The organism is Oceanobacillus sp. FSL K6-3682 (assembly GCF_037976165.1).
GTDB classification, from domain to species: Bacteria; Bacillota; Bacilli; order Bacillales; family Amphibacillaceae; genus Oceanobacillus; species Oceanobacillus sojae.
The window spans coordinates 592,764-605,291 of sequence record NZ_CP150263.1; the positions used below are offsets into that span (position 1 = coordinate 592,764).

Sequence of the window (12,528 nt, forward strand, 5' to 3'; positions counted from 1 at the left end):
TAATATCTTTATAATAGATGATTATTCAAGGTTGAAAGGACAGACATTCAATGGCTACAATTCGTGATATTTCTGAAAAAGCTGGAGTGGCAAAAAGTACGGTATCCAGATATTTAAATAATGGTTATGTCAGTCAAGCGACAAGAGAAAAAATTGAAAAAACAATTGAAGAATTGGAATACGTTCCGAATTCATACGCACAAAATTTGCGTTTAGAGAGTAATCCGACAATTGGTGTGATTATTCCCAGATTTGACTCTTATTCGGTAATAACGACACTGCAGGGAATTGATAAGGAATTAAAGCAGCTGCAGTATAATATTTTAATTGAAAATACAGACAGAAGTCCTGAAAGAGAAATTGAATATTTAAAGCGTCTGGCAAAGATGAAAGTTTCAGGAATTATATTTCTGGCGACAAAATTAACAGAGGAGCATATTCATACGATTGAATCCATTGAAGTACCTGTTATTGTGATTGGTCAAGAGGATAGACGTCTGAATTGTATTGTTTATAAGGACTATGAGGCAGCTTTTGAGCTGGCAGAGTATTTAACTGCTTACGATTTTAATAAAATTGCTTACCTTGGAGTAGATGAAGAAGATGAAGCAGTTGGTGTTTTAAGGAAAAAGGGATTTGTCGAATGTTTTATGAAAGAGGGGCAGGAAAGGCTCTCTATTTATTATACTGACTTTTCCATCGAGAAATCAGTTCATAAAACAAGGGAGTTATTAAACGAAATCAAGCCGGATTTATTGATTTGCGCAACGGATAATATTGCGATCGGCGCAATGAAATCCATTTATGAAAAAAAACTTCGTATTCCTGAAGATATTTCTGTGACTGGTTTTGGAGATTATCAGATCTCCAGTTATTTAACGCCTGCATTAACAACGGTTCATTATGATTATAATAAAGCCGGACATATCGCTGCAAAAAGTATTGTCAGAATGAAAGGACAGAAATTTCATCCCACAACAACATACGTGGATTATCAGGTATTGCCAAAAAACAGTATTGACAAAGCGAAAAGAAAGCGATAAACTTTCTCCATAACATATATTAAATTTAATCAATGTGGAACCGATTCCCTATAAAGCATGTGGAACCGGTTCCATAAATGAAAATAAGGAGGACTTTCCTCATGGAAACAAAATGGTGGCAGGATGAGGTAGTTTATCAAATTTATCCAAAGGGCTTTTATGATTCTAATGGCGATGGTATCGGAGATTTGAAAGGGATTACAGAAAAATTGGATTACTTGAAAGAGTTAGGGATTACAATGATTTGGATATGTCCGATTTTTTCATCTCCTATGGTTGATAACGGATATGATATCTCTGATTTTGAGGGGATTAACCCAGAGTTTGGAACAATGGATGATTTCAATCAGCTCTTAGAAGAAGCGAAGAAACGCAATATTAAAATTATATTGGATCTTGTAATTAATCATACTTCGGATGAGCACCCATGGTTCCAGGAAGCACTAAAAAATCCAGCCAGCAAGTATAGAGATTACTATATTTTTAAAACAGGTGCAGAAGGCAGCCCGCCGAACAACTGGCGTTCTATTTTCGGAGGATCGGTTTGGGAGAAGCTCCCTGAAGAAGATCTCTATTACTTGCATGTTTTTGATAAAAAACAGCCAGATCTTAATTGGGAAAACAAAGAAATGCGTGAAGAATTATATGGGATGATTAATCGCTGGCTCGATAAAGGTGTAGCAGGATTCCGAATTGATTCTATCACTTTTATTAAAAAGGACAGTGACTATGCAAGTCTTCCGGCAGACGGAGCGGACGGTCTTGTTTCCTGCAAGCATAAAACAAGAAATCGTCCAGGGATCGAAAACTTTCTAAACGAATTGAAAGCGAATACGTTTGAAAAGTATGATGCTGTTACTGTTGGTGAAGCTCCAGGAGTGAAGTATGAAGATTTTAATCAGTTTATAGGGGAAGATGGTTACTTCTCCATGATTTTTGATTTCCATTATGCCGATATTGATGTGGAATCAGGATCAGATTGGTTTAAGCGTACAAATTGGACTGTTCCAGAATTTAAAGAGCTATTATTCAGATCTCAATCCGCACTCCAGGAAGCTGGATGGGGAGCAAACTTCCTGGAAAATCATGATCAGCCGCGTGTGCTGTCCAAGATGGTAAGAGAAGAAGAATGGCAAACACCTGAAACCGCAAAAACATTTGGAATGCTATATTTCTTTTTGCGGGGAACACCATTTATCTACCAGGGACAGGAGCTTGGAATGAAAAACTTTCACCGTTCAACGATAAAGGCTTTTAATGATATTTCCAGCATTGATAATTATCACCGTTCTATGCAGGAGGGATTTTCAGAAGAGGAAGCACTTCAATTTGTTAACCTGCGGAGCCGTGATAATACAAGGACACCATTTCCTTGGAACAACGAGGTGTATGGCGGATTTACTACTGGAAAACCGTGGCTGGACATGACAGAAGAATACCCGGAAATTAATGCAGTAAATAATTCTGTTTATACATTTTATCAGCAGATGATTCAGTTAAGACAGGATAGTGAATTAAGCGGTATATTAACTTTTGGGAATATTAAAGAAGTAAAGGATGTACCGGAGGAAGTAATTGCCTATGAGCGTGTCCATAAAGATAAAAGATTGACGGTACTGGTTAATCTAAGCACAGAGAAGAAAAAAGTTCTATTAGACCGTCCAATGGTGGATATCATTTTATATAGCCAGACGAAGCCTTCGATAACGGGGAATGAAGTTGTTTTAGAACCTTATCAGGGAATCGCCGTCAGCTGAGAAGGAGTGAAATAGCATGTCTAATGATAAATATAAACAAACAGGCGAAAAAATTATAGAGATTATTGGTAAAGATAATATTGAATCCATGACGCATTGTGCAACGAGATTGCGCTTTAGCGTCAAAGATAAGGATTCTATCGATAAAGAAGCAATTGAAGACATTGAAATGGTAAAGGGTGTTTTCTATAATTCAGGACAATTTCAAGTCATTCTTGGGACAGGAATTGTTAATAAAGTGTATAAAGCCGTTGCTGGTGACTCTAATGAAGAAGAAAAACAGTCAGATAGTCAAAATGCGGAAGGTCAGAAACCAAAAAAAGGAAAAATACAGCGTGGAGTAAGAACTCTGGCGGATGTATTTATTCCAATTATTCCGGGGATTGTGGCAACAGGACTATTTCTTGGATTAAAAGGTGTATTGTTGAATGAATCTGTTTTAGGATTCTTTGGAACAACACCGGATGCTATTCCGGAATCAGTATTAGCGCTGATTACTGTGCTGACAGATACTGTATTTGCTTTTCTGCCGGCATTAATCTGCTGGTCGGCCTTTAAGAAGTTTGGCGGAACCCCGATCATAGGATTTGTTATTGGTCTGATGCTTGTTTCGCCTGCTTTGCCGAATGCTTATGCAGTGGCAGATGCAACATCCAATGTAGAGCCCTTGATGGCATTCGGGTTTATTCCGATTGTCGGTTATCAGGGGAGTGTTCTGACCGCACTTGTTGTCGGTATTGTAGCTTCAAAAGTAGAAATAAAACTTAGAGCAAAAATGCCAGATTCACTGGACTTAATGTTTACACCATTCTTCGTTATTATCGTTGGCGTTTTAGGTGGACTATTGGTACTTGGGCCAGTACTTCACATTGTAGAAAATGGTCTTGTTTATGTGGTAACTGGATTAATTCACGTACCATTTGGAATTGGCGGATTTATTATTGGATTAATTTATCCGTTAGCCGTTATTACAGGAATGCACCATCTGTTCTTAATGATTGAAACAACTTTACTTGCTTCTACCGGCTTTAATCCGCTTATTACATTATGTGCAATGTATGGGTTTGCCAATGCAGCGGTTTGTTTTGCTATCAGTTTCAGAAGTAAGAAAAAGAATATGAAAGTAATGGGCACCAGTGCGGGGATTACCCAGCTCTTAGGCGTCAGCGAGCCGGCTCTTTTCGGGGTCATCATCCGCTACGGAACCCGGCCGTTAACAATTATGCTGCTCTCTTCCGCATTAGGGGGAATGGTATTATCCATCCTGGGTGTACAGGCTAATGCATATGGTTTGGCTGTTATTCTGTCACCATTAATGTATATTTACAGCGGGTATCAATTTGTAACGTATATTATTGTCGGGATAGCTACCTTTATTTTAGCGTTTGTCCTTGCTTATCTATTTGCTGTTCCAAAAGAGCTGTTAAAGCCGGATGAAAATACAGCAATAAATCATTCATGAGAGATTTAAAACAGCCTGGATAAAGGATTTGGAAGGGAGCATTTGAGAATAATATGGATTGGACAAGAGAAATGAGGTATCGTCATTACCGTGAAATGACGGATGCAGAGGAAAAAGAATTACTGGAAAAAGTGAACAGCAGCATCTGGAGGCAGCAGTTTCATGTACAGCCTCCTTATGGGCTGTTAAATGATCCGAATGGCTTTGCTTACTATCAGGGAAAGTATCACTTATTCTATCAATGGTTTCCATTTGGGCCTGTTCATGGCATGAAGCATTGGTATCATGTAGAATCAGATGATTTGGTCAATTGGAAAGATAATGGGCTGGCGCTGGCTCCAGAATATGATTATGAGAGTCATGGAATCTTTTCAGGTACAGGTATTGTTAAGGATGAACTATTATATTTATTCTATACAGCGAACAAACGTGATGAGAACTGGAATCGAGAATCTTCCCAAGGCCTAGCTGTTATGGACAAGAATGGCAGGATTGTAAAAAAGGAGAAGCCGGTAATTTCGGCACAGCCGGCAGGATATACAGCTAATTTTCGGGATCCAAAGGTATGGCAGGACAAAGATAGCGGTAAATTTAATATGATTGTCGGTGCAGAAAGAGAGAATCATACAGGCTGCGCGCTGCTCTATAAATCGGATAATTTGTTGAACTGGAGCTTTCAAGGAGAATTAAAAATGGATTTTGAACAGTTTGGTTATATGTGGGAATGTCCGGATATCTTTCAGATTGAAGGAAATGATGTGCTGATACTATCTCCTCAAGGGCTTGAACCAGAAGGAGATTCCTATCATAATGTGCATAATTCCGGATGCTTTATTGGTTATTTTGATAAAGAAAAAGATTATTTTCAAAGTGATGCTTTTCAGGAACTGGATGCAGGATTTGATTTTTATGCGCCACAGACAACGCAGATACAGGATGGACGTCAGATTTTAATTGGCTGGATGGGACTTCCTGATACAGCTTATCCTTCTGATAAAGATATGTGGGCCAATTGCTTAACGATTCCGAGAGAACTGCAAATAAAAAATAATAAAATCTATCAGGTTCCAGTGAGGGAAATGATTAAAAAAAGAGGTTCTCTGACAGCATGGCAGGGAAATCTGATTGACGAAGAAATAACGATGGATGACTTTTCAGGCACTGTTTACGAGTTGAACTGTGATATGAGAACAGAAGACGGTAATGCAGGATTAAAGCTGCGTACTGGAAAAGAAGAAGAAACCTTGCTTTATCTGGATACAAAGCGTCAAAAAATAGTACTTGATCGTACAGCTGCAGGAGTTCCGGCAGCTGTGGATTATGGTACTGTTCGTCAGACTTCCTGTACAGATAATAAAATTTCTTTACGTATTTTTATGGATACGTCTTCCATCGAGGTGTTCGTTAATGAAGGTGAAGTTGTATTTACCGCAAGAATTTTTCCACAGGAAGAAAGCAATGGGATCAAGCTGTTTGCTGAGGATACGACAGCCTCTTTTGATTTGAAAAAATGGGGTTATACTTCTTAATTATAAGTGCAAAGGTTACAGGAGAATAAACTGAAAGAGCTTCAGTGAGCATGCCGGGCCGGTATTGCTCACTGGAGCTTTTTTATAAGCTATGACTGCTTTTGTTCATCAAGCGTAGATTGCAGCATTTCATTTTTAACTTCTAAAATATAATTCTTCAAAACATAATCCTTTCCACCATACTGGTCATACCACTCCCGGACTCGTATTACATGCTCCTTGTCTGCCCGGATAGCCGTTTCAATTCGTAAATAGTCATCGTAGCTGTCATATTCCCAGATAGCAAAAATTTCTGAGATATTGTCTTCATTTTCTATCATCCAGCGTCCAATCAGACGGGATCCATGCTTTAACTGGTTAGGGAGATTTGTTTTCTTGAAATGTGCATTTAGTATTTCTGCGAATTCAGATTTTACCAGGTAGTATTTTCGTCTGTAAAACATTGCTTCAGCTCCTTTGAATCTGTCCTTATGAAAATAAACTTTTGAATGAAGTATACCATCTTGAAAAATCCTAAATCATCTTTTTACCTGGCCTATTCAAAGTTCACAAATACCTTCAACATATCAATCGTATTAAATCCAAGTTTCCGGTAGATATTTTCAGCTTCAGGAGATGCTTGTAAAGTGCAGTACGCTGCACCTTCTTCCTTTGCTGTGCTTAGCAGATGATTCGTTAATTTTGTTCCAAGGCCATTACCTCTTTCACTCTCTAAGGTGGCAATATCGTATAAGCCTGCAATACCGTCTGAAAAGAGTATGGAGCCTATCGCTGCAGGTCTGCCTTGATGATAGCCGATAATATGCTGGAAATTATTAACCTCTAAAAGAGAAGAATGAGCAGCTTTTTCAAAATAGGTTTGAAGTTGTTTTTCTTCATTGGTGCCTGTATATAAACTGGAGAGAATATTACCGAAAGTAACGAATTGTTCAGGACTTGCGGCTTTTTCAAAATGAAAGTCTGCAACTGCATTGGAAACAACGGGCTGGAAGTCTTCAAGATCTGCAATCATACCTAAATAATCTGTTCCATAGTCGTTTAAGCCCGCTTCTCTAAATAAAGAAATAACATCTGTCTGCTGCTCCCAGCACCATACGTTTATGGGGTATTTTCTGCTGTTAAAATAATCAATGATTTCTTTAAAAGTACTATGATTTAGGGGATAACCGGTTTCCGGGAGTGTGACGACATTGAAATTATAGGATGAAAGATGCGCGTCTGTATAAGTAAAACCGTCTTCTGTTTCATGGATTTTTGCTTCCTTTAGGATAGCTGCTCTTGCTTTTATTTTTGCATTCAGGTTGTTGATCATAACTTGCTTTTGTTCAGATTGATTCATGCTTTCTGCTCCCTTATCTTGGAATAAAATGCCACAGTCTTGGATGAATTTCATCTCAACTACTGTGGCATCGGCCAAACTTATTTTTATTAAAATGATGTGATGTTTACTCTAAAGCTTCTTTTACTTTTTCCTCTGCTTCATCTGTCACCCATTCTGTCCAAAGATCTTCATGCTCTCTCAGGAATCTTTCAGCAGCTTCTTCTGCATTCGCATCTTCCTCCTGAATATATTGCAGTGCATCACTGGCAATTTCACTGGAGGTTTCGTAGTGACTTAAAAACTCTACAACTTCTGGTGCCCAATCCTCTAAATCATTGCTTACAGTAATATCAATATCTTGCGCGCCCATTTCAGAAAATGGTCCTTCCGGGTCTTCTTCCAAAATTGGTGTCATATCGTACATGCCCATGACCCAATTGGGTTCATAGTTATACCCAATCCATGGATCTCCACTTTCATAAGCATCTAACAAAGAAATATTAATTGCTGATTCTGAACCAGGGCGGAAGTAGTTATAATATTCATCTAAACCGTATTCATCAATTCCATCTGAGAGCATTTTATCGACTTCCCAGCCGGATATAGCACCGACAATTCGTCCTTTACTGCTATCATCAGGATCTTGGAAAACCTCCCAATATTCTGCTAAATCCGTAACGTATTCCAAGTCTGGTGTCATCGGTTCAATGCCGCGTTCCGGATCACCTTCAATCATATAAGTAGGAACATACAGACCTTGAAAGTTATCGTCAAAATTGACAGAAACCTTTTGATAATCACCATTTTCCAACCCTTCAGCGTAAGATTCTCCAAGATTTTGAGTCCATACTTCCATATGTATATTAATTTCCTGATCCTTCATGCCGGTCATTAATGCAGCTGCTGATCCCGTCATTGTTTCTGTATCATAACCATATCCATTGGAAATAATAAAGCCGGCGACTTCATTATGGAATCTTAAACTGTCCCAGCCTTCGTCGGCTAAAACAATTGCCCCTCCTTCATTTGTCTTTTCCCCACATGCGGCAAGCAGAATGAAGGAAAATCCGATGAGCAAATAGCTTAATTTCTTTTTCATAATAAAATTTCTCCTCACTTCTCTATAACTATAATAAAAAATCTTGCGGTAAATAGACCTATCTTTAAGAATAACGGGAACATAGAGGAGGAGCAACCGGACAAGGACCTTTATATAGGTTATAAAATGCCGTTAAGCTGCGAATAAACGAGATTTCTTTTAGATAATCATATAATACAGGTATATTTGTCGGAATATCGTGAATTATAAGGGATTTATGTATTCATCAAAGGATTCGCTTGGTACATCATCTTCAAATCAGGTATAGGATAATTTAAAAAATAAAATTTCTTGACAATACCTATGAGGGGTATGTTAAGATAGATATATAAGTTAAGAGGAGGTTAATAAAATGACTAATGAAACAATTCAAGTTCAAGGTATGTCATGTGGTCACTGTGTCAGCTCTGTTGAAGGAGCAGTTGGTGGATTAGATGGTGTAGATACAGTAAATGTTCATCTTCAGGAAGGAAAAGTGGATGTTTCCTTTGATGAAGGGAAAGTAAAGCTGGACGAAATTACAGAAGCAATTGAAGATCAGGGATATGACGTTGTATAAATAATAAAATATCTCGTTTCGAAAGCTTTTTAGATAAACAATAAAGGATCGTGCAATATATTTTTTGCACGATCTCCTTTTTAAATGATTACATACCCTGTATAGGTATGGGAGGTGGTTCGAATGGAAGCTAAAAAAGAAGTCACATTGCCTATTGAAGGGATGACATGTGCAGCCTGTGCAACCCGGATTGAAAAAGGTTTAAAACGGGTAAAAGGGGTTGAAGATGCTAATGTCAATTTCGCGATTGAAAAATCAACAATTCACTATAATCCGGAACAAACATCAGTAGAAGCGTTTGAGAAGAAAATTGAGCAGCTGGGCTATCATGTTCAGCATGAAAAACAGACCTTTGATGTAGCAGGAATGACATGTGCAGCCTGTGCCAACCGGATTGAGAAACGTTTAAATAAAATGGATGGTGTAAGTGAAGCCAATGTCAATTTCGCATTGGAGAACGTTGCAGTTGAATATAATGAAAATCAAGTAACTGTGCAGGATATGATGGAGGTTGTCAAAAAGCTTGGCTATGCGCTTAAACCTCAAGTATCCAAGGAAGAGACAACAAACCGGAAGGAAGAGGAGATTCGTCATCAGACCGGAAAATTTATCTTCTCTGCTATTTTAACACTTCCATTATTATGGACGATGGTGACGCATTTTTCCTTTACCTCATTTATTTATTCACCGGATATGCTGATGAATCCATGGGTACAGCTAGCACTGGCAACACCTGTGCAGTTTATCGCAGGGAAGCAGTTCTATGTAGGAGCTTATAAGGCGCTGAGAAATAAAAGTGCAAATATGGATGTTCTCGTCGCATTGGGAACCTCAGTAGCCTATCTCTATAGTATTTTTCTCGGAATAGAATGGCAAATAAACGGTGCGGTTGGTATGCCTGAGCTTTACTTTGAGGCTGCTGCGGTGATTATTACGTTAGTCCTGCTTGGCAAATTATTTGAAGTTCGTGCGAAAGGCCGTACTGGTCAGGCGATAAAAAAATTGCTGGATATGCAGGCAAAAACTGCCCGTGTTATCCGTGACGGCGAAGAGTTGGAAATAGCTATTGAAGAAGTAGCTGTCGGCGATCATATTATTGTTCGACCAGGAGAAAAAATACCCGTTGATGGAGCAATTATAAAAGGAAAATCAGCTGTTGATGAATCAATGATTACCGGAGAAAGTATTCCCGTTGATAAAAATATCGGAGATACAGCAATTGGCTCAACCATCAATAAAAATGGCATGCTGACCATCGAAGCAACCAAGATTGGAAAAGATACAGCGCTTGCCCAGATTGTGAAGGTAGTGGAAGAAGCACAGGGGAGCAAGGCTGATATTCAGCGTGTAGCAGACCGAGTATCTGGAATCTTTGTTCCTGTTGTTGTCGGGCTGGCTGTCATAACATTCCTTGCCTGGTATATCTTTGTTGCACCGGGTGATTTACGTGCAGCTTTAGTTCCTGCCATTACCGTTTTGGTTATTGCCTGTCCTTGTGCGCTTGGCTTAGCAACACCGACCTCTGTAATGGCCGGTTCAGGCAGAGCTGCAGAATTAGGCGTCTTGTTTAAAGGTGGGGAGTATTTAGAAAATACACGATTAATTGAAACAATTGTATTAGATAAAACGGGAACAGTAACGAAAGGTGAGCCTGGACTGACTGATGTCGTTCCTCAAGGCGATGTTACAGAGGAAGACTTATTAAGAATGGCAGCCTCCGCTGAGAAGCATTCAGAGCATCCGCTTGCTGAAGCAATTGTTAAAGGTGCAGAAGAACAAAATATTTCATTAATCGAAACAACAGATTTTCAATCTATACCCGGCGCTGGTATTCAAGTGACCTGGGAGGGAGAACCTCTCTTTATCGGAACAAGAAAATTAATGAAACAGCAAAATATTGATATCAGTATTATGGAAGAAAAAATGATAGAAATGGAAGCTGACGGAAAGACAGCAATGCTCGTTGGTTTTCAAGGAATGCTTATAGGAATGATTGCTGTTGCTGATACTGTAAAAGAAACTTCGAAGGCAGCTATTGAGCGTTTGCATGAACAAGGACTGGAAGTGATTTTGCTTACGGGAGATAATGAACGGACAGCGCAGGCGATTGCGAAAGAAGTCGGAGTAGATCGTGTTATTGCAGAAGTCTTACCAGAGCAAAAAGCAGATGAAATCAAACGGCTCCAGCAGGAAGGTAAAAAAGTTGCTATGGTAGGTGACGGCATTAATGATGCTCCTGCCTTAGCCATTGCAGATATTGGAATGGCGATTGGTACAGGAACAGATGTAGCGATAGAGGCAGCCGATGTAACGCTGATGCGCGGCGATTTACACAGTGTAGCTGACAGTATTGAGCTGAGTGCTAAAACGATGCGGAACATTAAACAAAATCTATTTTTCGCCTTTGCCTATAATTCTGCCTCCATTCCAATTGCTGCGATTGGATTATTGGCTCCTTGGGTTGCCGGCGCAGCGATGGCATGCAGCTCTGTATCTGTTGTTCTTAACGCTTTAAGACTGCAACGCTTGAAGCTGAAAAGGGAGGTATAATCCATGTCGATAAAAAAATGGGCGAGTATCGGGATTATCTATGTATGTGTTGTTGTTATTGCATACGGGACGATTGCAGGAAAGAATCCATTTGAAAGTAAGGATATAGAGCCTCATGATCATGCGGCAGTGCAAATCTTAGAAGTGAACCAGGGTGATTATTTCATATAGAAATAGGAAATAGCCGGTATTCTCTCGTCAGAATACCGGCTATTTTTGCAGGATGCTTAAGACGATGTCCAGCTTCCTCCATTAATATGGATAGCTTGTCCAGTCATATAAGAAGCTTCTTTGGAGGCAAGCATCACATAAGGCCAGGCATGCTCTGAAGGCTGTCCAGGCCGTCCCATTAAGGAATCCTGTCCAAATTTCTCAACCTCAGCTTCATCAAATGAAGATGGGATTAACGGAGTCCAGACAGGTCCAGGAGCAACCGTGTTTGCCCGGATGCCTTTTTTAGCAAGGCTTTGCGCGATACTTCTTGTGAATGAGGTAATCGCCCCTTTTGTTGCAGAATAATCCATTAATGTGGCATGCCCCTTATACGAATTAATAGAAGAAGTACTAATGATGGAATCTCCCTCACTCATATGGGGAACAGCTGCTTTTGTCAGATAGAACTGTGAAAAGAAATTCACACGGAATACTTCTTCAAACTGTTCAGAAGGAATATCCTCTACATTCTCCTGAACAAATTGGATAGCAGCATTATTAACCAGAATATTGATACCGCCAAATGCTTGTACGGTTTTTTCGACTAAATCAATACAATGGGATTCTTTTTTTATATCTCCAGGGAGAAGAAGGCATTGAACTCCTTCAGCTTCCACAGATTTCTTCGTATCCTCCGCATCTTCATGCTCGTCCAAATAGGAGATTGCTACGTTTGCTCCTTCTTTTGCGTATAAAATGGCTACAGCCCGGCCAATACCGCTGTCACCGCCAGTAATCAACGCATTTTTCCCTCGTAATTTATCCGTTCCTTGATAATCATATGGCTGATGCGGGAGCGGATTCATTTTTGATTCGAGTCCCGGCTGTTTGTCTTGTTTCTGTCTAGGAGTACCATTCTTCTGCATCTCTGTTGGTTCCATTAATGTGTTCCTCCTTTTATTCATTTTCTCATGTACTTAGCAACATTTTTCCACGTATTGGTGTTTTATAAACATTTTTATTGGAAAAGAAGTGAAAGCAAATGCTTCGAATTC

Annotated in this window: 11 protein-coding genes; 7 read left to right on the forward strand and 4 right to left on the reverse strand. The window is 39.4% G+C overall.

The window, feature by feature from the left end:
- Positions 1 to 50: 50 nt before the first annotated feature.
- The 4 genes from MHH51_RS03135 (at position 51) to MHH51_RS03150 (ending at position 5,791) form a co-directional block, all read left to right on the forward strand.
- The gene (locus MHH51_RS03135; protein ID WP_339284427.1) at positions 51 to 1,043 is read left to right on the forward strand and encodes a LacI family DNA-binding transcriptional regulator; all 993 of its coding nucleotides are present in this window, start codon (positions 51 to 53) and stop codon (positions 1,041 to 1,043) included.
- A gap of 101 nt (positions 1,044 to 1,144) precedes the next feature.
- On the forward strand, positions 1,145 to 2,800 hold the full coding sequence (locus MHH51_RS03140) for an alpha-glucosidase (protein WP_339284429.1): 1,656 nt from the start codon (positions 1,145 to 1,147) through the stop codon (positions 2,798 to 2,800).
- 16 nt (positions 2,801 to 2,816) lie between these two features.
- Positions 2,817 to 4,262, forward strand: coding sequence for a PTS transporter subunit EIIC (locus MHH51_RS03145; protein WP_147209209.1), 1,446 nt, complete (start codon positions 2,817 to 2,819; stop codon positions 4,260 to 4,262).
- 53 nt (positions 4,263 to 4,315) lie between these two features.
- Positions 4,316 to 5,791 carry a sucrose-6-phosphate hydrolase gene (locus MHH51_RS03150; RefSeq protein WP_339284431.1) on the forward strand — a complete coding sequence of 492 codons (1,476 nt, stop codon included), beginning with the start codon at positions 4,316 to 4,318 and terminating at the stop codon, positions 5,789 to 5,791.
- An 89-nt stretch (positions 5,792 to 5,880) separates the two neighbouring features.
- Here MHH51_RS03150 and MHH51_RS03155 read toward each other — a convergent pair whose 3' ends face one another.
- The 3 genes from MHH51_RS03155 to MHH51_RS03165 form a co-directional block, all read right to left on the reverse strand.
- Positions 5,881 to 6,234 (reverse strand): NIPSNAP family protein, encoded by a 354-nt coding sequence (locus tag MHH51_RS03155; protein WP_339284433.1) that lies wholly within the window; start codon positions 6,232 to 6,234, stop codon positions 5,881 to 5,883.
- A gap of 92 nt (positions 6,235 to 6,326) precedes the next feature.
- Entirely contained in the window at positions 6,327 to 7,130 is an 804-nt protein-coding gene (locus MHH51_RS03160) for a GNAT family N-acetyltransferase (RefSeq protein WP_339284435.1), read from the reverse strand.
- Between the two features lie 106 nt (positions 7,131 to 7,236).
- Positions 7,237 to 8,211: a glycine betaine ABC transporter substrate-binding protein gene (locus tag MHH51_RS03165; RefSeq protein WP_339284436.1), complete on the reverse strand. Its 975-nt coding sequence runs from the start codon at positions 8,209 to 8,211 to the stop codon at positions 7,237 to 7,239.
- 352 nt (positions 8,212 to 8,563) lie between these two features.
- Between MHH51_RS03165 and copZ the strand changes: the two genes are divergently transcribed.
- From copZ to MHH51_RS03180, 3 genes are all read left to right on the forward strand, one after another.
- Positions 8,564 to 8,770, forward strand: a complete 207-nt coding sequence (copZ, locus tag MHH51_RS03170; RefSeq protein ID WP_147209215.1) for a copper chaperone CopZ — start codon at positions 8,564 to 8,566, stop codon at positions 8,768 to 8,770.
- 123 nt (positions 8,771 to 8,893) lie between these two features.
- On the forward strand, positions 8,894 to 11,320 hold the full coding sequence (locus MHH51_RS03175; protein WP_147209217.1) for a heavy metal translocating P-type ATPase: 2,427 nt from the start codon (positions 8,894 to 8,896) through the stop codon (positions 11,318 to 11,320).
- Between the two features lie 3 nt (positions 11,321 to 11,323).
- On the forward strand, positions 11,324 to 11,491 hold the full coding sequence (locus MHH51_RS03180; RefSeq protein ID WP_186813561.1) for a hypothetical protein: 168 nt from the start codon (positions 11,324 to 11,326) through the stop codon (positions 11,489 to 11,491).
- Positions 11,492 to 11,547: 56 nt separating this feature from the next.
- Here MHH51_RS03180 and MHH51_RS03185 read toward each other — a convergent pair whose 3' ends face one another.
- Positions 11,548 to 12,414, reverse strand: a complete 867-nt coding sequence (locus tag MHH51_RS03185) for an SDR family oxidoreductase (protein ID WP_156985824.1) — start codon at positions 12,412 to 12,414, stop codon at positions 11,548 to 11,550.
- Between the last annotated feature and the right edge of the window lie 114 nt (positions 12,415 to 12,528).